Source organism: Klebsiella sp. GG_Kp173, from assembly GCF_040062415.1.
Classification (GTDB): domain Bacteria; phylum Pseudomonadota; class Gammaproteobacteria; order Enterobacterales; family Enterobacteriaceae; genus Klebsiella; species Klebsiella quasipneumoniae.
In genome coordinates, this window is record NZ_JBEAFZ010000001.1 from 375,891 (window position 1) to 397,455 (window position 21,565).

A 21,565-nucleotide genomic window follows, 5' to 3' on the forward strand; every position below is an offset into this window, starting at 1 on the left:
CCCATCTGGCTCTATACGGAATTGCAAAACGCTCCCACATTAAAAACGCATTCAGCCGCCGCGGACCGGAACCTCCCGGCCTCCATTTTGCATAAACCTTTTCGCGTTCTGGAATGAACCCGTCTGGCCAATCCATCAGGGGTGAAATAATGAAAAAATCATTGGCATCAATATGTCTGAGCGCTGTATTAACGGTTGCTTTTTCTTATCACGCCGTCGCGGCCGATCTGCCGGAAATAGAAAAATCCGGCACCCTGAAAGTGGCGACGGAAGATGATTATGCGCCGTTTAACTTTATGAATAATGGCCAGGCCGATGGCTTTAACAAAGATATGCTTGAGGAGTTACGTAAATACGCCAAATTTCATGTCGACCAGAGCATATTACCATGGACCGGATTATTAGCGGCTGTCTCCACCGGGCAATATGATATGGCCTTAACCGGGGCGGTTATTACCGATGAGCGGCTGAAGGTTTTTGATTTCACCCCGCCGTGGGCCTCTGCGCAGCACTATTTTGTCAAACGCGCTGGCGATACCTCGCTAAATACCATTGCCGATCTCAGCGGCAAAAAAGTGGGCGTGCAGGCAGGCAGCGCGCTGCTGGCGCGTTTGCCGGAGCTGAAGGCGATGCTGGAGAAGACCGGCGGCAAGCTGGGACCGGTGGTGGAGTACCCCTCCTATCCGGAAGCCTACGCCGACCTGGCGAATAAGCGGCTGGATTACGTGATTAACGTGGTTATCTCGGTAAACGACCTGGCGAAAGCCAAACCGAAGGTCTTCGCCAAAGGGCTGGCCGTCTCCGGACCGGGCTATATGGCGTGGCCGATCCCGAAAAACTCGCCGCAGCTGCTGGCCTATATGACCAAGTTTATGAACCACATGAAGGAGACCGGCAAGCTCGCCGAGCTGCAGAAAAAATGGTTTGGCGAAACCTATGACAACCTACCCACCGAGGCGATCACCAGCCCGGAACAGTTTCATAAGCTTGCCGGTCTGTAATGTTCCGCGGCGGGCGACCGCCGCCTGTTGCTGAGAAGGAGGGCCTCATGGATGCAATTTCCTGGCAGTTATTAATCGAAGGCGCATGGACGACCCTCTGGATTTCGGCCATCGCTATCGCCTTCGGCGTGGTGGCGGGGCTGCTGATCGCCCTGGTGCGGATGCTGCGTCTGCCGGTTATCGACCAGCTGCTGGTGGTCTATATCAGCCTGGCCCGCGCGACGCCGCTGGTGACGCTGGTGCTGTTTCTGTTTCTTTCGCTGCCCACGATGGGTATTAACCTCGACAAGAACGTGGCTGCCATCGTGGCGCTGACGCTTAACACGTCGGCGTTTAACGCTGAGATCTGGCGCAACGCCTTCCGCACCTTTCCGCGCGAACAGCGGGAGGCGGCAGAGTCGGTGGGGATGCGCCGCTGGACCTACTTCCGCTACATCATGCTGCCGCAGATGTGGATCGAAAGCCTGCCGGCGCTGGTCAATGAGATGTCGTTTTTGATCAAAGGTAGCCCGGCGATCGCCGTGATTGGCGTGGTGGATCTTACCCGGGTGACCAACCGTATCTCCTCGGTCACCTACGAGCCGCTGTCGCCGATCCTCGCCGCCGGCCTGCTGTATGTGGCGATCATCGGCTGTTTGTTGAAGCTGCAGGGGATCGCGGAACGGAAAGCCAGGCGCCTGGCGCGCTAGCAACGGGAGGTATTATGAATCAGTGGGGCGTTATCTGGTCGGTACGCGATAGCTTTATTGCCGGGTTATTCGCGACCCTCGAACTGTTTATTACCGCCGCCCTGGCGGCCCTTATTATCGGTATTGCGCTGTGCTATTTGAGTGAATATCAAAAGAAAGTCCTTAACCGGGTTATCATTGGCTTTGTCAGCCTGATGCGCGCGATCCCTTTTTTGATCCTCGCCTATCTGCTGTATTACGGACTGCCGCAGCTCGGTATTAGCATGGAGCCGTGGACCGCCGGTTTATTGGCCCTGATTATTTATCATGGCGCCTACTTCTTTGAAATATTGCGCAGCCAGCGGCGGGTATTTTCCGGCGGATATATTGAAGCGGCGATTGCTCAGGGCTTTTCTCGCTATGCCATTTTTCGGCGGATTATTTTACCCAATATCGTCTCTTCCGCCTTACCGCTGATCGGCAATCAGCTGATTATCTGCCTGAAGGACACCGCTTTCCTGAGCATTATTACCGTTCAGGAGATCACCGCCGCCGCCAACAGCGTCCAGGCGACCTATTTTATTCCCTTTAACGCCTTTATCGTCGCCATTGGGCTTTACTGGGCGATCAGCATTCTGCTGGAGCTGCTGATTAAGCGCCTGACCGCCTGGGGAGCCAAACGAGGAATGAGCCATGCCTGAGTCTATTGCCGTAAGCGTCAAAAACGTCTCCAAGCAGTTCGATAATGTGGAAGTCCTGCGGGATATTAACCTGACGGTGGAGAAGGGGACCGTGGTGAGTATTCTCGGCTCGTCCGGGTCGGGAAAATCCACCCTGCTGCGCTGTATGAACTGGCTGGAACAGCCGGACCGCGGTGAAATTCATATCGGCGGTCAGCGGCTGGGGATTGATGAACAGCGCGGTCGGGCGATGTCGCACCGCCAGCTGGCCAAAATCCGCGAGCGGGTGGGGATGGTGTTTCAGAGTTTTAACCTGTGGCCGCATCTGACCGTGCAGCAGAACGTCAGTGAGGCGCTGCTGCGCGTTAAGGGCATGAAGCGGGACGAGGCGAAGGCCATGGCCATGCAGCAACTGGAGAAAGTCGGCATGGCGCACAAAGCCGATGTCTACCCGATCACCCTCTCCGGCGGGCAGAAGCAGCGGGTGGCGATCGCCCGTTCGCTGGCGATGTCGCCAGAAGTCATCCTCTTCGATGAACCGACCTCGGCGCTGGATCCGGAGCTGGTGAGCGAGGTGTTAGGAGTGATGAAAGCCCTTGCCGCCGAGGGCTACACCATGGTGGTGGTGACCCACGAGATGGATTTTGCCCGCCAGGTGTCCAATGAGGTGGTGTTTCTGGATAAGGGGCTGCTGATTGAGAAGGCGCCGCCGGAGAAGTTTTTCACGCAACCTGACTCCGAGCGCGTCAGGCAGTTTCTGCAAAGCAGCCGCTAGACCGGCCTGTACCCCCTGCCGGCAGCGCCGGCAGGGGAAAAACCACGCGCTCGTCTAGTCCCGGTCAATAGCGAACGGCTGCCACGCCTGACGCACCGGCATCACTTCTACCCGGTTAATGTTCATATGCGCCGGCAGCGTGGCGATATAAAACATCTGCTCGGCGATATCGCGCGCGCTCAGCGGCGTGGTGCCGCGATAGAGCTTATCCGATGCCGCCTGGTCGCCCTTAGTGCGCACCAGGGTAAATTCGGTCTCGGCAATCCCCGGCGCCAGATCGGTGACTCGCACGCCGGTGCCAAGCAGATCGCAGCGCAGGTTATAGCTGAACTGTTTCACGAAGGCCTTGCTGGCGCCATAGACATGGCTGCCGGGATAGGGCCACTGTCCGGCGATCGAGCCGATATTGATAATGCTCGCCCCGGTGCCATGGCGAATCAGCGTCGGCAGCAGGGCGTGGGTGACCGTCACCAGACCGGTGACGTTGGTGTCGATCATCGTTTTCCAGTCCTCCAGCGCCACCTCCTGCGCCGGCAGCGGCGACAGCGCCAGCCCGGCGTTGTTGATCAGGGTGGTGACATCGGCGAAATCGGTGGGCAGCGACGCCACGGCGGCAGCCACTGCCTCGCTGTCACGAACGTCAAGCTCAATAATATGCACCGGCACCTTAGCGGCGAGGCTGTCCTGCAAGGCCTTCAGTCGCGGATAGCGGCGCCCGCTCAACACCAGCGACCAGCCCGCGTCGGCAAACACCTGCGCTGCCGCTTCGCCAAAACCCGAGGTCGCCCCGGTGATAAACACTACGTTGCTCGTTGCCATCTCATTCTCCTGTGCGGTTGTCCCTTCACTATAAAAACGCCGGACGGCAAGGCACAGGGCCAGACGACGGGCGGGGATGTGACACCGTGTCACATCGTTTTGCGCGCACTGGCTCTATCCGATTTGCGCGGCCGCGGCCAATGATGAAGCCAACCACTACGACATGAGAGAGGGCAGGGTATGAAGCTGGCAATTCACAACGAGGTCGCGGTAAGCAATGACGAAGTTCGGCAATTGGATCGCGCCTATGTGTTTCATTCATGGTCGATGCAGGGCAATCTCAACCCGCTGGTCATCGCCGGGGCGCAAGGCTGCGAGCTGTGGGATTATGAGGGGAATACCTGGCTCGACTTCAGCAGCCAGCTGGTGAACGTCAACATTGGCTATCAACATCCCCGGGTGCTGGCGGCCATGAAGGCGCAGCTGGAGACCCTGGTCACCATCGCGCCCGCCACCGCCAACCTTGCCCGCGGCGAAGCGGCGAAGCGCATCGTCGACCTGGCGCCGGCGGGCTTCAGCAAGGTGTTCTTCACCAACGCCGGGGCGGATGCCAATGAGAACGCGATTCGCATGGCGCGGCTCTATACCGGGCGCGACAAGGTGCTCTCGGCCTATCGTTCCTACCATGGCAACACCGGCAGCGCGATCGCCGCCACCGGCGACTGGCGCCGGGTGCCGAATGAGTTCTCCCGCGGCCATGTGCACTTCTTCAACCCCTACCTTTACCGCAGCGAGTTCAACGCCGCGACTGAGGAAGAGGAGTGCCAGCGCGCGCTGGCGCATCTGCGGCGGATCATTGAATGCGAGGGGCCGACGGCCATCGCGGCGATCCTGCTGGAGTCCATCCCCGGCACCGCCGGGATCCTCGTGCCGCCGGCAGGCTATATGCAGGGCGTGCGCGCTCTGGCCGACGAGTTTGGCATCGTGCTGATCCTCGATGAGGTGATGGCCGGCTTTGGCCGCACCGGCAGCTGGTTCGCCTTCGAACAGGATGGCGTGGTGCCGGATCTGGTGACCTTTGCCAAGGGAGTTAACGCCGGCTACGTGCCGGCGGGCGGGGTGCTGATTAGCGAGCCGATTGCCCGCTACTTTGACGACCATTTCTTTGCCGGGGGGCTGACCTATTCCGGCCATCCGCTGGCGATGGCGGCGATTGTCGCCACCATCGACGCGATGAAAGAGGAGAAGGTGGTTGAGAACGCGGCCTATATCGGCAATGAGGTGCTGCGACCCGGCCTCGAGGCGCTGGCGGAGAAGCACGCCATTATCGGCGAGGTGCGCGGTCGCGGCCTGTTCCAGGCGCTGGAGCTGGTAAGCAGCCGTAAACAAAAAACGCCGTTGACCGCCGCCGACATGGCCGCGATCAAAGGGGCCCTGACCGAGGCCGGGCTGCTGGTCTTTGTGGTGGAGAACCGCATTCACGTGGTGCCGCCGTGCACCATTACTGCTGAGCAGGTGGCGCAGGGGCTGGCGATTTTTGATGCGGTATTCGCCCGCTTTGCCAGCCTGGCGAAGTAGGGGAGGGGGCCGGATACTGTTGCCCGGCGGCGCGCTTGCCGGGCCTAAACGCCAGCCGGACGGTTCCCTCTCCCTCCGGGAGAGGGCCAGGGTGAGGGGAAGCACTGCAGGTGGTTGTTTATGTTATCGGTGGCTTCAGCGTAGTTTGCGCTCCCGGCTAATCGTCTGCGTTATGTCATTCATGGCGCAGGGAGCGCACAGGGGGCGGCCAGTCGCCGCCGCCCCCTGTACCCCCGGGCTCCGGCCAGCAAAATCGCCGCTGCGCGGTACCTTCGACTTTTCCCTGCAGGCTTCGGGTCGGGCCGAGGCAGCGTCCCTGCAAAACACGGCCCTCAGCCCGCATCCATGCGGGCTGCCCCGGCCTTCCGGGAACGTCTCAGCGATTTTGAGGCCGCCAGCCCCGGCAGTTTCAGCAAGGCTGGTGAATAAATTAACGGCAGGTCGCACGAATCGTAGGTCGGGTAAGCGAAGCGCCACCCGACAAAACAACCGCGCATCCGCTGCCTTCACCTCATTCGGTGTTCTCCGTTGACCAGCGCGTCGCGATCGAAAAAGCGCTGGATCACGCCCTCCGCCATAAACGCTGCCCGATCGGACATATGGGCGATGACGTCGGCATCATGGCTGACCAGCAGATAGGTCATGCCGTGCTCCTGTTTCAGGCGGTTAAGCAGATTGAGGATTTCCGCCTGTACCGACATATCCAGTGCCGAGGTCGGCTCATCCAGCAGCAGGATCTGCGGGCGCAGCAGCAGGGCGCGGGCAATGGCCACGCGCTGCCGTTGACCGCCGGAGAGCTGATGCGGATAGCGGCGCGCGGCGTCGGCGGCCAGACCCACCTGCTCAAGGGCGGTGGTCACCCGCGGGGCAACGTCGCGGATGCCGTGGATCTGCAGCGGCTCCGCCAGGGTGCGCCACAGGGTATGGTTGGGATGCAGCGAAGCATACGGATCCTGAAACACCATCTGCACGTTGCGCCGCAGCTCGCCCTGAAAGCGGGCGCCCGGCGTAATGGCCTGGCCGAGCAGATCCACGCTGCCGCGCCATTCACGCTGCAATCCGGCGAGCACGCGCAAAATTGTCGATTTACCGCAGCCCGAGGCGCCGATCAGGCTGAAGGTTTCCCCGGCGTCGACACGGAAACTGGCGGCGGAGACCGCCGTCTTCGCGCCGAATGTTACCTGTAAATCCTGAAGATTAACGATCGCCATGGGCCATCTCCGTAAAGTCCTGAGTTCTGTCGAGGGTCGGCAGCATCTGGCCGTAAGTATGCGCATTCGGCCGGCAGGTCCACAGGGTGCGGGTATAAGGGTGCGTCGCCGTCGGTAGCGCCCGCGCTGGCATTTCGTCGACCTGTCTCCCCTGGTACATCACCAGCACGCGATCGCAATGCGCGGCCACTAACGGCAGATCGTGGCTGATCAGTAACATGGCCATCTGCCGCTGCGCGCACTGCTCCACCAGCAGCTCGAGGATCTGGTTGCGCAGGCGGGCGTCAAGGGCCGAGGTCGGCTCGTCGGCTATCAGCACCTTCGGGTTATTGAGCAGCGCGAGGGCGATCATTACCCGCTGCCCCATCCCGCCGGAGAGTTCGCCGGGATAGCGGCTGAGGACCGGGAGATCCAGACCGACGGCGGCGATAGCGTCTTTGACCGCCTCGGCGCGCCCGCGGCGGCTGAGACGCTGATGCAGGGTTAACGCCTCTTCCAGCTGCGTCTGAATAGACTGCACCGGATTCAGCGCATAGCGCGGGTCCTGCAGCACCATAGCGATATCATTGCCGCGCAGCTCGCGCCAGCCGCGGGCGCTAAGGGTCAGCACATCACGCCCCAGCACCTCCAGCCGTTCGGCGCTCACTATCCCGGGCTTGCGCACCAGGCCCATCAGCGCCCGGGCGGTCATTGATTTGCCGGAGCCGGATTCGCCCACCAGCGCCAGCCGCTCGTTGCCGAGGGTGAAGCTGACGTTGTCCACCACCCGGGCGGTGGGGTAGTCGACAGCGAGTCCCTGCACGGTCAGTCGGATGTCAGTCATGTTGCGGCTCCAGAATATCGCGCAGGCCATCGCCCAGCAGGTTAAACGCCAGGCTGGCGAGCAGGATCGCCGCGCCGGGGATGGCAGCGATCCACCACTGGTCGAAAATCACCTGCATCCCGTCGGCAATCATCGCTCCCCACTCCGCCATCGGCGGGCGAGCGCCAAGGCCGAGAAAGCCGAGCCCGGCGGCGGCGAGAATAATACCCGCCAGATCGAGCGCCAGCCGGACAATTGCCGACGGCAGACATAGCGGCAGAATATGGCCGACCAGCAGCCGCCCGCCGCGGATGCCCAGCATCTCCGCCGCGGCGAGATAGTCGCTATGGCGCAGGCGCTGAATTTCGCTGCGCGCCTGACGGGCGTAGGCCGGCCAGGTAGTCAGGGCTAACGCCAGCGCGCCGTTGACCAGCCCCGGGCCGAGCATCGCCACGAACGCGAAGGCGAGGATCAACCGCGGCATCGACATCACCACGTCGGTAAACCGCATCAGTATTCGCTCCAGCCACCCGCCATAGTAGCCGGAGAGGATACCCACCAGCAGCCCGACGGGCAGGGTAATGGCGGTTACCAGCGCCACCAGACCCAGCGCCGGACGGGCGCCGTAGAGCAGGCGCGACAGCAGGTCACGGCCGTAGCTGTCGGTGCCGAGCCAGTGCCCCGCGCCAGGTCCCTGCAGGCGGGCGGCGGCATCCTGCCAGTTGGGATCGTGCGGCGCCAGCCACGGGGCGAACAGCGCGGTCAGCACCAGCAGGATCACCAGGGCCAGGCCGCTGAAGGCGGCGGGTGATCGGCGCAGACGGCGTAAAAACAGATAAGTCGGCATCAGCGCACCCTCGGGTCGGTTAACCGCACCAGCAGGTCGGTCAGGTTATTGATCAGCACAAAGCTCACGCCAATCAGCAGCGTGCCGCCCATGATCGCCGTGGTATCCCCCGCGAACAGCGCCGTGGTGAGGTAGCGGCCGATCCCCGGCCACGAGAAGACGGTTTCGGTGAGCACCGCCCCTTCGAGCATCGAGGTCCAGGCGAGGGCGGTCACCGTCAGCAGAGTGCCGCGGATATTGGGCAGGACGTGGCGCAGCAGAATTGTCATCTCACCAGCCCCTTTGGCCCGCGCCAGCAGAATGTACTCTTTGTTCATCTCGCTCAGGCAGGCGGAGCGGGTCAGGCGGGTGATGCTGGCCAACGAGTAATAGGCCAGCACCAGCACCGGCAGCAGCAGATGGCCGATGGCATTTTTAAACGCCGCCATATCGCCGGAGAGCCAGGTGTCGATCAGCGCAAAACCGCTGCGCGGCTCGACGGTGTACTGATAAATATCGTCGAGGCGACCCGGGCCCGGCGCCCACTGTAGCCGGGCGTAAAACAGGGCCAGCATCAGCAGGCCGAGCCAGAAAATGGGCACCGAGTTGCCCAACAGGGTAAAGGTGCGCACCGCCAAATCCCACGGCGAACCGGCGTAACGGGCGCACAGCACCCCGGCGACGATGCCCAGTACCGCGCCGACGATCAGCGCCAGGGTCGCCAGCTCAAGGGTTGCCGGAAAGACCGCCAGCAGGTCATGGAGCACCGGCTGGCCGGTGGCGCTGGCGATGCCAAGATCGCCATGGGACAGGTTGACCAGGTAGTGCCAGAACTGGACCGGCAGCGGTTGGTCGAGACCCAACTGATGGCGAACCTGGTCGTAAGTCGACTGACTGGCATGGTCACCGACGATCTGCAGCACGCGGTCGACCGGCGACAGCGCGGAGAGCGCGAAGGTGACCAGCAGCAGCCCGAACAGCGTCAGCAGCAGGGTAAACAGCCCCTGCAACAGGCGGGTAAGATGAGTGGAAAACGATGGCATGGAAAATGGAAATTCCTGGTGTATCAACATGGTTCCCGGCGGCGCGACGCCCACCGGACCCGGGTGGCGAAACGGTCATCCGGGCAGGGCGAGGCCGCCATGCCCGGTGACATAACCCGCTTACTTGGTGACGTTATCGTACCAGACCATATCGGCGTTCAGCCCCTGCTGATAGCCCTTCACGTTGTCGCGCACCACGATCTGGGTTTTCCCCTGGTCAATAAAGACGTATGGCGAATGCTGCAGCAGGGTTTCCTGCATCGTTTTGTACAGGTCGAGGCGTTTCGCCGGGTCCGGCTCCGCCACCGCGGCGAGGGTGGCTTTATTCAGCTCAGGGATCTGCCAGCCGTTGAGCCCGGCCACGGTGCTGGATTTACCATCGTTCCATGCAAAGGCGCTGGCGTTGGAATGGGCATCAAAGTAGTCCGGGATCCACAGGCGGATCGCCGCCTGATGCTGCTTCGCGCGCACCCGGGCATAGACCTGGCTGCCGGCGGCGGGTAGCAGATCCACCTTCACCCCACCCTGGGCAAAGCTGGCCTGCAGCGACTGGGCGATGGTGATAAACGGCGGTTTGTTCTCCACGTCGAGGGTGAAGTGGGCATCCTTAATGCCCGCTTTATCGAGGATAGCCTTAGCTTTTTGCGGGTTGAAGGTGAACGGATTGGTCTCCAGCGCCCCCGGCAGTCCGGCCGGCAGGAAGCTTTGATGAATAAAGTACTGTCCTTTCAGCAGATTTTTGGTGATGCCTTCATAATCGACCAGCCAGCGCGCCGCCTCCCAGAAGGCCGGATTATTCAGCAGCGGGTTGGCGCTGTTGGCGGTATTAAACACCAGGTAGTTTTGCTCGGCGGACGGGATGCTCAGCACCTTCACGCCGGGTTTATCCTGCAGGGCGGCTATCTGGTCAGCGCCGAGGTCGCGGGCCACGTCGGCATCCCCCTGCTGGATCAGCAGGCGGCGGGAAGCCGGGTCGGGGACGTTTTTAATAATAATGCTCTTGATCTTCGGCGCGCCGGTGGGGGAGCTGGCGTTGGCCTCCAGCACGATGGCCTGATGCGGCTGGTAGACGCGCATTTTATAGGCCCCGCTGCCCGCCGAGTGCATCTTCAGCCAGTCGTTGCCGAAGTCGTTATTTTTCGCGTTCGGTGCCACCTGTTTTTCATCAACGATGGAGGCGATGGGGGTGGAGAGAATATTCAGCGCCACCGCCGGGCTGACGTCGGCGGTCCAGTGCAGCGTCAGGGTATGATCGTCAACTTTTTTCAGCTGGCTGGCGATGTTGTCCGGCTGCCAGCCGAGCACGTTGAGAATAAACGCTGGCGATTTATTCAGCGTCACCGCGCGGGTGTATGAGAAAATCACATCTTCCGGGCGAAGCGGATTACCGGAGGCGAATTTGGCATCCGGCTTCAGTTTAATGGTCAGGGTTTTCGCCGCCGGATCGGCCTGCCAGCTTTCGGCGAGAATCGGTACGATTTTTTCAGGGTTGTTGCGGTCCGGCTGCACCAGACGCTGGTAGAGGCTGGGGACCGTCTGAATGCTGGAGAGTTCGTTCGCTTCCGCCGGGTCGAGGCTGACGATATCGTCGAGACCCTGGGCGACCACCAGCGTGTTGGGCGGCGTGGCGGCATGTGCGGCGGTGGAGAGCGCCGTCAGTACCAGTAAAGGCAACAGTTTTTTGGTCATGTGCAATCCCTGAAAAATGGTTATTTTAATTTTTTATGCCTCGCTACGTTAGGCCGCTTGCGAAAAGGCGTAAAGTCAAAATAAGGATATCCTTATGCTAAAAACGCATAATCAAGAACGACAGGTTATTGCCGGTCGCGCAGAAGCGCCTTTCTCCGCTGCGGGCTTCTTGCTATAACGCATTGTCTATTGCGAGGAGGTGGGTGTGCCGGAAATCAATGAGTTTGGCCAGCAGGTGAACGACCTTGTCCCAGGCTGGCAGGGGGCGCGAGTCCTGCGACGGACGGCGTTAAATGGCCGTTTTTGTCGACTGGAGCCGCTGGACGTTGACCGTCATGCGGCGGATCTGTTTGCCGCCTATGCGCTCGGTGACAACAGCGACTGGACGTGGCTGGCGTCTACGCGGCCGGAGAGCGTGGCGGCGACCGCCCACTGGATCGCGGGCAAGGTGAATGATGATGCCCTGGTGCCGTATGCGGTGATTGACCTCCATAGCGAGCAGGCGGTGGGCATCGTCAGCTATATGGCGATCGAACGGGAAATGGGCACGGTTGAGATCGGCCATGTCACCTGGTCGCGACGGATGAAAAACACCCCGCTGGGTACCGAAGCGGTCTGGCTGCTGCTGAAGAACGGCTTTGACCATGGCTATCGTCGGCTGGAGTGGAAATGCGATTCGATGAATGTCGCCTCGCGCCGCGCCGCCGAACGGCTGGGCTTTAGCTGGGAAGGACGTCTGCGGCAGAGGCTGGTGCGTAAAGGGCGGACGCGCGACAGCGATATGCTGTCCATCATCGACGGCGAGTGGCCTGCGCGCGATGCGGCGCTGCGGGCGTGGCTGGCGGCGGAAAACTTTACTGCCGACGGGCAGCAGATCAAACGCCTGGAGGCGTTTCGCTAACTCTGCAAAGTGAATGGGCAGAGCGCATCACGCCAGCTCTGCCCATACAAAGGCTATTTCTCGATCATCTGAATAATTTGATCCCGGTTAATGGCATGTTCATTTCCCGCGATATCCTCATAGGTGATTAACCCAGTATCGTCATCGACCTCCGGTTTTCCGTGGGTGATAATCATCTCACCATTTTTTTTCTCTAATACATAATCGCTGGAACACCCCGCAACGGTGAACGTTAATAATGCCAAACCGAATACTGCAACGAACTTTTTCATTGTGCTACCTGTTGTAAGAAAGCCACGGTGGGCCGCAGAATATGACAGACTAACCAGTTATCGAAAGTGGGTCATAATTAACACCGAATAAAGTATTAACATGGCGACTAACGTAATAACCACAATACGACGCTCAAGGGGCGTGGCCTTTTTCTTAGATTCATCATCTGGTTTTGTTAACATAATATTCTCTCTGTTAGCCCTGTCAGTGCTCCCGATTCCGACACCGGCAGAGGTGAGTTCTCGGCAATATTGTCGGGATGAACGACTTGCTAGTTGTTATTTAATACCCAGAGTTAAAGTAACGATTCCAGTGATAACCATTCAAAGACCCGTTCAGGCATTTTTGGCTAACACAACATTAAAAATCTCATTTTTATGGCTGAAGCTGGCTATGCCTGCCGCAGACTCTGTTGCGCAGGCAGCACGCTTATTATCTTTTCGCACGTAACGGATAAGAAATGCCTGTTATTATCAATGCTCCGGGGCTGGAAACGGCAAACCCCGGATGACGTTATCAAATGATTCTCACCAAAATATTAATGAGGCCTATTTAAGATGATGAGAATCACAATTCGCCATTAAGCTAATATAATTCTGCAAATAAGCTATCGATTCGTCGGTTTACAAAATAAAGGTACCTTCAATAACCAGACAGGCTTCGCCTGAGAGTTCAACACGTCCGTTATCTTTGATGTGGCAGAAGAGTTCTCCCTTACGGTTGCCACCTTGCTGGGCATGAAGCGTTTTTTTCGCCAGTTTCTCACTCCACAGCGGCGCCAGAAAAGTATGTGCCGAACCGGTGACCGGATCTTCGTTGACTCCCACCTGCGGACCGAACCAGCGAGAACGAAAATCGAAGGTCCGTGATGCGGCGGTGACCACCACGCCACGGGTGTTGAAGGCATTCAAGGCGTTAAAGTCGGGTTTAAGCGCGTCCAACAGCGCTTCGTCATCAATGACGACAATAATATCGGAGGCTTGCCAGGTTTCACCTGCGTCTTCAGCCAGTCCCAGCGCCTTGAACAATCCTTGCGGCGCGGCGATAGGTGACGGAACAACCAGCGGAAAATCCAGGGTATATTTTCCGTCACGCAACGTGACGTCCAGCGCGCCGCTGCGGGTGAAAAAACGCACCCGATCGCGCGCTTGTTGATTGAGCAGCACGCTGGCCGCAGCCAGCGTGGCATGACCGCAGAGATCGACCTCGACGGCTGGGGTAAACCATCGCAATCCGAAACCGTCAGGCTGCCTGACAACAAAGGCCGTTTCCGACAGGTTGTTTTCCGTCGCAATGCGCTGCAGCACGCTATCTTCAGGCCACGCCTCCAGCAAACAAACCGCGGCGGGATTGCCGGTAAAGGGGCCTTTTGAGAAAGCATCGACCTGATAAAAGCGAATGTGCTGCTGTGAATTATTTTTCATTCATCACCTCAAGGTCATTATAAACCGTATATCGTGTTACCCCCAGGGCCTGAGCCGCCTGCTGCACGCCCCCGCGCATTTTAAAAATACCTTTCGTATGCATTTCAGCGACAATTTTCAAACGCTGCGCTTTTTGTATTTTTTTACCCGGCACTGAATATTTATCAATGATTTCCTGGATTGACTGATCGATCAATCCGCCTAAATTAAGATCGACCGCCTCTGCGGCCTCCGCCGGCGATGGCAGCAGCGCGTCAAGGCTCTTGCGTATTTGCTCATAAGGCGAGGGGTCGACATTAATACAGAAGGCGATAAGCGGATATCCCTCTTCGCTGTAATAAATTGTCGATGCGCTATTGAGCGTTTTCCCTGAAGCGGTGACGGTTTTATAATCGCTTATGGTTCTCGGCTTGTTGTTATTCGTCTTCTGCAGAAGCAGCGCAAAACCGGTATCTTTTTCCGGGCCGGCTAATAAATGATCGCCATTACCCCTGCCGCTAACATGACCGTTAATAATTTTGATAATGGAATGTTCAGGGGTAGTGAGATTATGCAACACCACCTCCTGATTCGCTGATAACGTTCCCGCCATGGCGTCCATGGCTGCTTCAAGCGGCCCGGCGATCTGTGCAACCTGCTGTGTGTACTCTGATGTCATGGATGATCCTCTGCTGGAATCGTGGTCAGGAAGCGACCCCGGAACGCCATTTTACCATGGGAGATACGCTGACAGGATTAAGTTATACGCACAATGTTTAATTATCAACAAAAAGTTGAATTTTTAGTGCTGGCAGCGTAAATTCCGCTGCGCAAAGCGTCAGCGCTCATGTCGGGTGCGTCTTTATGTTATGGAAATATAATGAGAATTTTTGGCTTGATAGTCATTGCCGTTCTGCTGGTGGCCTGCGGAGTCATTCACCCCTTCGGCGACAAAACCATCTATCAGACTTATTCGGTATCCGATCGACTGGGGCTGCACTGGCGCTATGACTGCATACGCAGCGCCCTGAAGCCGCAAGGCTATGAGGTTGAGCGCATCATCCCCGAGCAGAATGCGCCAAACTTCTTTGATATTTCGCAGCACGGCACACGAGTCGCCCAGATCGATATGTATCAGGTGGCTGGGACGAGGGCGATAAGTATCACCCTGATATCCGGTGCAAAACAGGAGAATGCTGCTGTTGATAGCATTATTCAGCCGTGCCTTGAGCGCTAAGGGATGCAGGAAAGGTGAGGAGTGTCCTTTCCGCACGGGAAAGGACAAGCGTTGCTTAAACGGTTAGCGGCGAACCGGCGCGTCGCCAGCGACATAATACGCCGCGGTGCTGCGCGGCAGCGGCTGGCGGCCGCGAATGGCGTCAGCCATCTTCTCGCCGATCATAATGGTGGTGGCGTTCAGGTTGCCGGTGATGATCTGCGGCATAATCGACGCATCGATCACCCGCACGCCTTCCAGACCGTGGACCCGGCCTTCGCCGTCGACCACCGCCATCTCGTCGTAACCCATCTTACAGGTCCCGCACGGGTGGAATGCGGTCTCGGCGTGGTTGCGCACAAACTCATCCAGCTCGGCATCGCTCTGGCAGTCAATACCCGGGCTGATTTCGCGGCCGCGATACTTATCCAGCGCCGGCTGGTTCATGATCTCCCGGGTGATGCGAATGGCGTCGCGGAACTCCTGCCAGTCCTGCTCATGGGACATATAGTTAAACAGGATCGCCGGGTGGGCGTGCGGGTCGCGCGACTTCAGGCGCACGTGGCCGCGGCTGGGAGAACGCATCGAACCGACGTGGCACTGGAAGCCATGCTCTTTCACCGCGTTGGAGCCATTGTAGTTAATCGCCACCGGCAGGAAGTGGTACTGAATGTTCGGCCAGGCGAACTCGGCGCGGCTGCGGATAAAACCGCCCGCTTCGAACTGGTTACTGGCGCCGATCCCGGTGCCGCCGAACAGCCACTCGGCGCCGATCTTCGGCTGGTTCCACCACTGCAGCGCCGGGTAGAGCGACACCGGCTCTTTGCATTCATATTGTAGATACATCTCCAGATGGTCCTGCAGGTTCTCACCCACGCCGGGCAGATCGTGCACCACCGGGATATCGAACTGCCTGAGCAGCTCGGGATTGCCGACGCCGGAGCGCTGCAGGATCTGCGGCGAGGCAATCGCCCCGGCGCACAGCAGTACCTCTTTGTTGGCCGTCGCTTTTGACGGGATAGTGCTTTCCCCCTCCAGCCACTCGACGCCCACCGCGCGCTTGCCGGCAAAAATAATATGATCGGTCAGCGCATGGGTGCGGATGGTCAGGTTGGGGCGACCGCGCGCCTGGTCGAGATAGCCGCGGGCGGTGCTGGCGCGACGGCCCTGCGGCGTCACGGTGCGGTCCATCGGACCAAAGCCTTCCTGTTGGTAACCGTTGAGATCGTCGGTGCGCGGATAACCCGCCTGCACCCCGGCTTCAACCATCGCCTCGAAGAGCGGATTATTGCCCGGCTTCGGCGTGGTGACGCTCACCGGGCCATCGCCACCGTGGTAGTCGTTGGGCCCGATATCACGGGTTTCCGCTTTCCGGTAGTAGGGCAGGCAGTCGAGATAGCTCCAGTGTTCCAGCCCTGGCGCGGCGGCCCAGTTATCGAGGTCCAGGGCATTGCCGCGTATGTAGCACATGCCGTTGATCAGCGACGAGCCGCCGAGCCCTTTGCCGCGTCCGCACTCCATGCGGCGATTGTTCATGTACGGCTCAGGTTCGGTCTCGTAGGCCCAGTTGTAGCGCTTGCCCTGCAGCGGATAAGCCAGCGCGGCGGGCATCTGGGTGCGGAAATCGAACCGGTAGTCCGGGCCGCCGGCTTCCAGCAGCAGGACGGTGGTGTTTGGATCTTCAGTCAGTCGTGTCGCCAGAACGTTGCCGGCGGAGCCGGCGCCAATAATGATGTAGTCAAATTGCAAAAAAACCTCCCGGTTAAAATATGGACTGGAATTTACCCATCTCAACCTGGATGGACTTCACCTGGGTGTAACTCTGCAGGGTCATCACGCCGTTCTCGCGGCCAATGCCGGAGTGCTTATAGCCGCCGACTGGCATCTCCGCCGGGGATTCCCCCCAGGTGTTGATCCAGCAGATACCCGCTTCGAGCTGATGAATGGCGCTGTGGGCGCGGTTCAGGTCGGCCGTGACGATACCCGCCGCCAGACCGTAGTCGGTATCGTTGGCGCGGCGGATCGCTTCTTCATCGGTGTCATAGGTGAGGATGGACATCACCGGGCCGAAGATCTCCTCGCGCACGATGGTCATCTCATCGCTGCAGTCGGTAAACACGGTCGGGGCCACCCACGCGCCGTTGTCAAAGCCTTCGCCCTTCAGCACGTCGCCGCCGCACAGCAGGTTCGCGCCTTCTGCTTTGCCTTTGGCGATGTAGCGCAGCACATTGTCACGGTGCGGGAAGCTGACCAGCGGGCCAAAGTTGGTGCGTTCATCGAACAGATCGCCCGCACGGATGCGGCCCACGCGCTCAACGATTTTCTGCTCAAACGCCGCCTTAACCTTCGCGGGGACGAACACCCGGGTGCCGTTGGTGCACACCTGTCCGGAGCTGAAGAAGTTGGCCATCATGGCGATGTCGGCGGCGAGATCGAGATCCGCATCGTCGAAAATAATCAGCGGCGATTTGCCGCCCAGCTCCATCGTCACCTCTTTCAGGGACGAGCCCGCCGCGTTGGCCATCACCTTTTTGCCGCTGGCGACGCCGCCGGTAAAGGAGACTTTAGCGATACCCGGATGCTCGGTCAGGTACTGGCCGGTCTCCGCGCCCACACCCGGCAGGACGTTAAACACGCCGTCCGGCAGACCCGCTTCGGTATAGATTTCGGCAAGTTTCAGGGCGGTGAGCGGGGTCACTTCGCTCGGCTTGAAGATCATCGCATTGCCGGCGGCCAGCGCCGGGGCGGATTTCCACAGGGCGATCTGGATCGGGTAGTTCCATGCGCCAATTCCGGCCACCACACCCAGCGGTTCGCGGCGGGTGTAGACGAACGACGTCTCGCGCAGGGGGATCTGACTGCCTTCCAGCGCCGGGATCAGCCCCGCGTAATACTCCAGCACGTCCGCGCCGGTGACGATATCCACGGTTGAGGTTTCGGAATACGCTTTACCGGTGTCGAGGGTTTCCAGCTTTGCCAGCTCGTCGTTCCGTTCGCGCAGGATATCGACGGCGCGACGCAGGATGCGCGAGCGTTCCATGGCGGTCATCGCCGCCCAGATTTTTTGCCCGCGTCGCGCGCTCTCGACGGCGCGGTCGACATCCTCGCGTCCGGCAGCCTGCACGCTTGCCAGGACTTCACCGTTGGCCGGGTTAATGGTCTCGAAGGTGCGACCACTGGTGGCGGATGTGTAACCACCATGGATATAAAGCTGCTGTTCTGCCATTCGGGACATAAATTCTCCTCGGTTATTCGGTCGGTAAATGCTGGCTGATGAAGTGGCTGGTCAGCGACTGCGCCAGCGTCTTATCCAGCGGTTTGCCGCTCAGGGCGGCGCGCAGCCACAGGCCGTCTATCAGCGCCGCCAGCCCGTAGCCGGCCTCCTGGGCCTGCTGGCGCGGCAGCTCCCGGCGGAACTCGTACACCAGGTTCGACAGCAGGCGGCGGCTGCTCACCTGCTGCAGGCGGTAGAGCATCGGCTGGTGCATGCTGCTGGCCCAGAAGGCCAGCCAGGCCTTCATCGCCGCGCTGCTGATCTGCGTCTCATCAAAGTTGCCGCCGACTATCGCCTGCAGGCGCTCTCTGGCGCTGCCGTCCGGCAGAGCGTGCAGACGGTTGAGCACCGCGTCGCGTAGCTGGCTGGTGATGTCGCGCATGGTCGCCTCCAGCAGACCATTTTTGTCTTTGAAATAGTGACTGATGATCCCCGTCGACACGCCCGCCCGTCGGGCGATCTGCGCGATGGTCGCGTCGTGCATTCCGACTTCATTTATTGCGTCCAGCGTGGCGTCGATCAGTTGCCTGCGCCGGATTGGCTGCATCCCCAGTTTGGGCATTTTTGCCACTCCATTCATCAGCGTTGGTTAACTATTAAAGCGGTTTTTGATTGGACGTTCAATATAAAATGTGTCTTAATTGTTACGTGATTGAATTTTAATAGTTACAAAAACAGTGGGGATACTGGATGACAGATCTTTCGCAAAACAGAGAAAAGGACAAAATCAATCCGGTGGTTTTTTACACTTCTGCCGGACTGATTTTGTTGTTTTCCCTGATGACGATCTTTTTTCGCGATTTTTCTGCCGAGTGGATTGGACGCACCCTGGGCTGGGTGTCGAAAACCTTCGGCTGGTACTATCTGCTGGCGGCGACGCTGTATATCGTCTTCGTCGTCTGCATTGCCTGCTCGCGCTTCGGATCGGTGAAGCTCGGGCCGGAGCAGTCCAAGCCCGAGTTCAGCTTGCTAAGCTGGGCGGCGATGCTGTTCGCCGCCGGGATCGGCATCGACCTGATGTTCTTCTCCGTGGCCGAGCCGGTGACGCAATACATGCAGCCGCCGGAAGGGGCGGGGCAGACCATCGAGGCGGCGCGCCAGGCGATGGTGTGGACCCTGTTTCACTATGGCTTAACCGGCTGGTCGATGTATGCCCTGATGGGCATGGCGCTGGGATACTTTAGCTATCGTTATAATTTGCCGCTGACCATCCGCTCGGCGCTGTACCCGATTTTCGGCAAACGGATCAATGGGCCCATCGGCCACAGCGTCGATATCGCGGCGGTGATCGGCACCATCTTCGGCATCGCCACCACCCTCGGCATTGGCGTGGTGCAGCTCAACTACGGTCTGAGCGTGCTGTTCGATATTCCGGACTCGCTGGCGGCGAAAGCGGCCCTGATTGCGCTGTCGGTGATCATCGCCACCATCTCGGTTACCTCCGGGGTGGACAAGGGCATCCGCGTGCTCTCTGAACTGAACGTCGCCCTCGCGCTGGGGCTGATCCTGTTCGTGCTGTTCATGGGCGATACCTCCTTCCTGCTCAATGCGTTAGTGCTCAACGTCGGCGACTACGTCAACCGCTTTATGGGCATGACGTTGAACAGCTTCGCCTTCGACCGCCCGGTAGAGTGGATGAACAACTGGACGCTCTTTTTCTGGGCGTGGTGGGTGGCCTGGTCGCCGTTCGTTGGCCTGTTCCTGGCGCGCATTTCGCGCGGGCGCACCATCCGCCAGTTTGTGATGGGCACCCTGATCATTCCGTTCACCTTTACCCTGCTGTGGCTGTCGGTGTTCGGCAACAGCGCGCTGTATGAGATCATCCACGGCGACGCGGCCTTTGCCGAGGAGGCGATGCTCCACCCGGAGCGCGGCTTCTACAGCCTGCTGGCGCAGTATCCGGCGTTTACCTTTAGCGCCTCGGTGGCGACCATTACCGGTCTGCTGTTCTACGTCACCTCCGCCGACTCCGGCGCGCTGGTGCTGGGGAATTTCACCTCGAAGCTGAAGGACATTAACAGCGACGCCCCGAACTGGCTGCGCATCTTCTGGTCGGTAGCTATCGGCCTGCTAACCCTCGGGATGCTAATGACCAACGGCATCTCGGCGCTGCAGAACACCACGGTGATCATGGGGCTGCCGTTCAGCTTTGTGATTTTCTTCGTGATGGCCGGACTGTATAAATCCCTGAAAGTGGAAGATTACCGCCGGGTCAGCGCCAGCCGCGACACCGCCCCGCGCCCAATGGGCCTGCAGGACCGGCTGAGCTGGAAGAAGCGCCTGTCGCGGCTGATGAATTACCCGGGCACGCGCTATACCAAACAGATGATGGAGACGGTGTGCTACCCGGCGATGGAGGAAGTGGCCCAGGAGCTGCGGCTGCGCGGCGCCGCGGTGGAACTGAAGAGCCTGCCGCCGGAAGAGGGGGAGAACCTTGGCCACCTCGACCTGCTGGTGCACATGGGCGACGAGCAGAACTTTATCTACAAGATCTGGCCGCAGCAGTACTCGGTGCCGGGCTTTACCTATCGGGCGCGCAGCGGGAAATCCACCTATTACCGGCTGGAGACCTTCCTGCTGGAGGGCAGCCAGGGTAACGACCTGATGGACTACAGCAAAGAGCAGGTGATCACCGATATTCTCGACCAGTACGAGCGGCACCTGAACTTTATCCATTTGCACAGGGAAGCGCCGGGGAACAGCGTGATGTTCCCGGACGGCTAATCAGGGGAGCCCCCGTCGGCGAAAGGCTGACGGGGGCGACGGGCGGTTACTGGTAGTTAAAGGCGTCCGGATGGTTGTCGAGGCTACCGCTGAGGGCGGCAAACAGCACGGTTTTGCCATCGATGGACAGGGCGTCGCTGACGTTAAGCCAGGTCAGCTTCTCCTGGTCGGTTTTTTCATCGACCACCGAGTAAACGCCTGACATCTGTTTGCTTTTCTCCGACCAGATCACCGCGATACGTTCGTGGCCGCAGTCGTGGGGTTTGCAGGCGCTTAACACCTGCCAGGATTCGCTGCCCAGCTTCACCGTCTGCGCCGGCGAACCGGTGCCGCCGGTGGTCACCCAGGCGGGCAGCTGATGGCCTTTGACCATCTGGTTAAACGACGCCCGGGTGGCGCTATCGTGGGCCAGACTGTTCAGTGTGACGTCGCCTTGCGCCATAACGCTGGCGGAGGCGGCTAAGGCGATAATAGCGGTAAGCGTTTTAAACATGTTTCCTCCTGGACTTATTCCGTCCTGATAACAAGCCTCTTTATAGTGAGCGTAGATAATGATTAATGCAAACTTTGACATATATCCCGTGAAGGATTAGCGGCAGTGCGCGCATGGACGTTACGCTAAGCGATATGCCATGATGCGGATTGATTAACTTTTTCCAATATATGCCCTTGTGATAAAGCAGTTAGGGAAGGTGCGAACAAGTTCCTGATATGAGATCATCATATTCATCCGGAGCGCATC

21 protein-coding genes are annotated in these 21,565 nt (G+C 59.4%); 8 read left to right on the forward strand and 13 right to left on the reverse strand.

Going from position 1 to position 21,565, the window contains the following annotated elements; all coding sequences use genetic code 11:
- Positions 1–149: 149 nt before the first annotated feature.
- Genes ABLU50_RS01810 through ABLU50_RS01825 form a run of 4 tightly spaced genes read left to right on the forward strand, consistent with a single transcriptional unit; the run spans position 150 to position 3,124 of the window.
- Positions 150–1,001, forward strand: coding sequence for a transporter substrate-binding domain-containing protein (locus ABLU50_RS01810; protein WP_023319919.1), 852 nt, complete (start codon positions 150–152; stop codon positions 999–1,001).
- Between the two features lie 47 nt (positions 1,002–1,048).
- Positions 1,049–1,690 carry an amino acid ABC transporter permease gene (locus ABLU50_RS01815; RefSeq protein ID WP_002893187.1) on the forward strand — a complete coding sequence of 214 codons (642 nt, stop codon included), beginning with the start codon at positions 1,049–1,051 and terminating at the stop codon, positions 1,688–1,690.
- Positions 1,691–1,704: 14 nt separating this feature from the next.
- Positions 1,705–2,370 (forward strand): ABC transporter permease subunit, encoded by a 666-nt coding sequence (locus ABLU50_RS01820; RefSeq protein WP_004885631.1) that lies wholly within the window; start codon positions 1,705–1,707, stop codon positions 2,368–2,370.
- Positions 2,363–3,124: an amino acid ABC transporter ATP-binding protein gene (locus ABLU50_RS01825; protein WP_087832533.1), complete on the forward strand. Its 762-nt coding sequence runs from the start codon at positions 2,363–2,365 to the stop codon at positions 3,122–3,124. Before ABLU50_RS01820 ends, ABLU50_RS01825 begins: the two co-directional genes overlap by 8 nt.
- Before the next feature lie 54 nt (positions 3,125–3,178).
- On the opposite strand, the gene ABLU50_RS01830 is transcribed toward ABLU50_RS01825, so the two are convergent.
- Positions 3,179–3,943 carry an SDR family NAD(P)-dependent oxidoreductase gene (locus ABLU50_RS01830; RefSeq protein WP_348864495.1) on the reverse strand — a complete coding sequence of 255 codons (765 nt, stop codon included), beginning with the start codon at positions 3,941–3,943 and terminating at the stop codon, positions 3,179–3,181.
- Between the two features lie 180 nt (positions 3,944–4,123).
- Here ABLU50_RS01830 and ABLU50_RS01835 point away from each other — a divergent pair, with 180 nt between their 5' ends.
- A complete protein-coding gene (locus tag ABLU50_RS01835; RefSeq protein ID WP_053810671.1) occupies positions 4,124–5,461 on the forward strand; it encodes an aspartate aminotransferase family protein in 1,338 nt (445 codons plus the stop codon).
- Between the two features lie 506 nt (positions 5,462–5,967).
- Here ABLU50_RS01835 and ABLU50_RS01840 read toward each other — a convergent pair.
- The 5 genes from ABLU50_RS01840 to ABLU50_RS01860 form a co-directional block, all read right to left on the reverse strand.
- Positions 5,968–6,672 (reverse strand): ABC transporter ATP-binding protein, encoded by a 705-nt coding sequence (locus ABLU50_RS01840; RefSeq protein WP_049004470.1) that lies wholly within the window; start codon positions 6,670–6,672, stop codon positions 5,968–5,970.
- A complete protein-coding gene (locus ABLU50_RS01845) occupies positions 6,659–7,495 on the reverse strand; it encodes an ABC transporter ATP-binding protein (RefSeq protein WP_057213871.1) in 837 nt (278 codons plus the stop codon). Before ABLU50_RS01845 ends, ABLU50_RS01840 begins: the two co-directional genes overlap by 14 nt.
- Positions 7,488–8,321 carry an ABC transporter permease gene (locus ABLU50_RS01850; protein WP_004885647.1) on the reverse strand — a complete coding sequence of 278 codons (834 nt, stop codon included), beginning with the start codon at positions 8,319–8,321 and terminating at the stop codon, positions 7,488–7,490. Before ABLU50_RS01850 ends, ABLU50_RS01845 begins: the two co-directional genes overlap by 8 nt.
- A complete protein-coding gene (locus ABLU50_RS01855) occupies positions 8,321–9,343 on the reverse strand; it encodes an ABC transporter permease (protein WP_043521729.1) in 1,023 nt (340 codons plus the stop codon). The genes ABLU50_RS01850 and ABLU50_RS01855 overlap by 1 nt, the downstream gene beginning before the upstream one ends.
- A gap of 120 nt (positions 9,344–9,463) precedes the next feature.
- On the reverse strand, positions 9,464–11,032 hold the full coding sequence (locus ABLU50_RS01860) for an ABC transporter substrate-binding protein (RefSeq protein ID WP_004885652.1): 1,569 nt from the start codon (positions 11,030–11,032) through the stop codon (positions 9,464–9,466).
- A 205-nt stretch (positions 11,033–11,237) separates the two neighbouring features.
- On the opposite strand from ABLU50_RS01860, the gene ABLU50_RS01865 reads away from it, so the two are divergent.
- A complete protein-coding gene (locus tag ABLU50_RS01865; RefSeq protein ID WP_017899033.1) occupies positions 11,238–11,933 on the forward strand; it encodes a GNAT family protein in 696 nt (231 codons plus the stop codon).
- Positions 11,934–11,986: 53 nt separating this feature from the next.
- On the opposite strand, the gene ABLU50_RS01870 is transcribed toward ABLU50_RS01865, so the two are convergent.
- The 3 genes from ABLU50_RS01870 to ABLU50_RS01880 form a co-directional block, all read right to left on the reverse strand.
- Positions 11,987–12,205 (reverse strand): YgdI/YgdR family lipoprotein, encoded by a 219-nt coding sequence (locus ABLU50_RS01870; protein WP_004885657.1) that lies wholly within the window; start codon positions 12,203–12,205, stop codon positions 11,987–11,989.
- A gap of 624 nt (positions 12,206–12,829) precedes the next feature.
- Complete coding sequence (locus ABLU50_RS01875) at positions 12,830–13,630, reverse strand: PhzF family phenazine biosynthesis protein (protein WP_087832406.1); 801 nt, start codon at positions 13,628–13,630, stop codon at positions 12,830–12,832.
- The gene (locus ABLU50_RS01880) at positions 13,620–14,288 is read right to left on the reverse strand and encodes a PAS domain-containing protein (protein WP_023319927.1); all 669 of its coding nucleotides are present in this window, start codon (positions 14,286–14,288) and stop codon (positions 13,620–13,622) included. Before ABLU50_RS01880 ends, ABLU50_RS01875 begins: the two co-directional genes overlap by 11 nt.
- Before the next feature lie 201 nt (positions 14,289–14,489).
- On the opposite strand from ABLU50_RS01880, the gene ABLU50_RS01885 reads away from it, so the two are divergent.
- On the forward strand, positions 14,490–14,846 hold the full coding sequence (locus ABLU50_RS01885) for a hypothetical protein (protein WP_087832407.1): 357 nt from the start codon (positions 14,490–14,492) through the stop codon (positions 14,844–14,846).
- 63 nt (positions 14,847–14,909) lie between these two features.
- Here the strand turns inward: ABLU50_RS01885 and betA are convergent, their stop codons facing one another.
- Genes betA through betI form a run of 3 tightly spaced genes read right to left on the reverse strand, consistent with a single transcriptional unit; the run spans position 14,910 to position 18,661 of the window.
- Positions 14,910–16,574 carry a choline dehydrogenase gene (betA, locus tag ABLU50_RS01890; RefSeq protein ID WP_017899036.1) on the reverse strand — a complete coding sequence of 555 codons (1,665 nt, stop codon included), beginning with the start codon at positions 16,572–16,574 and terminating at the stop codon, positions 14,910–14,912.
- Positions 16,575–16,587: 13 nt separating this feature from the next.
- Positions 16,588–18,060 carry a betaine-aldehyde dehydrogenase gene (gene betB, locus ABLU50_RS01895; protein WP_004885669.1) on the reverse strand — a complete coding sequence of 491 codons (1,473 nt, stop codon included), beginning with the start codon at positions 18,058–18,060 and terminating at the stop codon, positions 16,588–16,590.
- Between the two features lie 13 nt (positions 18,061–18,073).
- On the reverse strand, positions 18,074–18,661 hold the full coding sequence (gene betI, locus ABLU50_RS01900) for a transcriptional regulator BetI (protein WP_004885670.1): 588 nt from the start codon (positions 18,659–18,661) through the stop codon (positions 18,074–18,076).
- Between the two features lie 128 nt (positions 18,662–18,789).
- On the opposite strand from betI, the gene betT reads away from it, so the two are divergent.
- On the forward strand, positions 18,790–20,823 hold the full coding sequence (gene betT, locus ABLU50_RS01905) for a choline BCCT transporter BetT (RefSeq protein ID WP_004885674.1): 2,034 nt from the start codon (positions 18,790–18,792) through the stop codon (positions 20,821–20,823).
- 46 nt (positions 20,824–20,869) lie between these two features.
- Here the strand turns inward: betT and ivy are convergent, their stop codons facing one another.
- Entirely contained in the window at positions 20,870–21,316 is a 447-nt protein-coding gene (ivy, locus tag ABLU50_RS01910; RefSeq protein ID WP_017899040.1) for an Ivy family C-type lysozyme inhibitor, read from the reverse strand.
- Between the last annotated feature and the right edge of the window lie 249 nt (positions 21,317–21,565).

What these genes read in the sequence shown, in the direction of transcription:
- betB (WP_004885669.1), bottom strand. Translation starts at nt 18,060, where the DNA reads ATGTCCCGAATGGCAGAACAGCAGCTTTATATCCATGGTGGTTACACA.
- ABLU50_RS01875 (WP_087832406.1), bottom strand. Translation starts at nt 13,630, where the DNA reads ATGAAAAATAATTCACAGCAGCACATTCGCTTTTATCAGGTCGATGCT.
- ABLU50_RS01850 (WP_004885647.1), bottom strand. Translation starts at nt 8,321, where the DNA reads ATGCCGACTTATCTGTTTTTACGCCGTCTGCGCCGATCACCCGCCGCC.
- ABLU50_RS01885 (WP_087832407.1), top strand. Translation starts at nt 14,490, where the DNA reads ATGAGAATTTTTGGCTTGATAGTCATTGCCGTTCTGCTGGTGGCCTGC.
- betT (WP_004885674.1), top strand. Translation starts at nt 18,790, where the DNA reads ATGACAGATCTTTCGCAAAACAGAGAAAAGGACAAAATCAATCCGGTG.
- ABLU50_RS01830 (WP_348864495.1), bottom strand. Translation starts at nt 3,943, where the DNA reads ATGGCAACGAGCAACGTAGTGTTTATCACCGGGGCGACCTCGGGTTTT.
- ABLU50_RS01835 (WP_053810671.1), top strand. Translation starts at nt 4,124, where the DNA reads ATGAAGCTGGCAATTCACAACGAGGTCGCGGTAAGCAATGACGAAGTT.
- betI (WP_004885670.1), bottom strand. Translation starts at nt 18,661, where the DNA reads ATGCCCAAACTGGGGATGCAGCCAATCCGGCGCAGGCAACTGATCGAC.
- ABLU50_RS01845 (WP_057213871.1), bottom strand. Translation starts at nt 7,495, where the DNA reads ATGACTGACATCCGACTGACCGTGCAGGGACTCGCTGTCGACTACCCC.
- ivy (WP_017899040.1), bottom strand. Translation starts at nt 21,316, where the DNA reads ATGTTTAAAACGCTTACCGCTATTATCGCCTTAGCCGCCTCCGCCAGC.
- ABLU50_RS01870 (WP_004885657.1), bottom strand. Translation starts at nt 12,205, where the DNA reads ATGAAAAAGTTCGTTGCAGTATTCGGTTTGGCATTATTAACGTTCACC.
- ABLU50_RS01810 (WP_023319919.1), top strand. Translation starts at nt 150, where the DNA reads ATGAAAAAATCATTGGCATCAATATGTCTGAGCGCTGTATTAACGGTT.
- ABLU50_RS01820 (WP_004885631.1), top strand. Translation starts at nt 1,705, where the DNA reads ATGAATCAGTGGGGCGTTATCTGGTCGGTACGCGATAGCTTTATTGCC.
- ABLU50_RS01840 (WP_049004470.1), bottom strand. Translation starts at nt 6,672, where the DNA reads ATGGCGATCGTTAATCTTCAGGATTTACAGGTAACATTCGGCGCGAAG.
- ABLU50_RS01880 (WP_023319927.1), bottom strand. Translation starts at nt 14,288, where the DNA reads ATGACATCAGAGTACACACAGCAGGTTGCACAGATCGCCGGGCCGCTT.
- ABLU50_RS01815 (WP_002893187.1), top strand. Translation starts at nt 1,049, where the DNA reads ATGGATGCAATTTCCTGGCAGTTATTAATCGAAGGCGCATGGACGACC.
- ABLU50_RS01860 (WP_004885652.1), bottom strand. Translation starts at nt 11,032, where the DNA reads ATGACCAAAAAACTGTTGCCTTTACTGGTACTGACGGCGCTCTCCACC.
- ABLU50_RS01855 (WP_043521729.1), bottom strand. Translation starts at nt 9,343, where the DNA reads ATGCCATCGTTTTCCACTCATCTTACCCGCCTGTTGCAGGGGCTGTTT.
- ABLU50_RS01825 (WP_087832533.1), top strand. Translation starts at nt 2,363, where the DNA reads ATGCCTGAGTCTATTGCCGTAAGCGTCAAAAACGTCTCCAAGCAGTTC.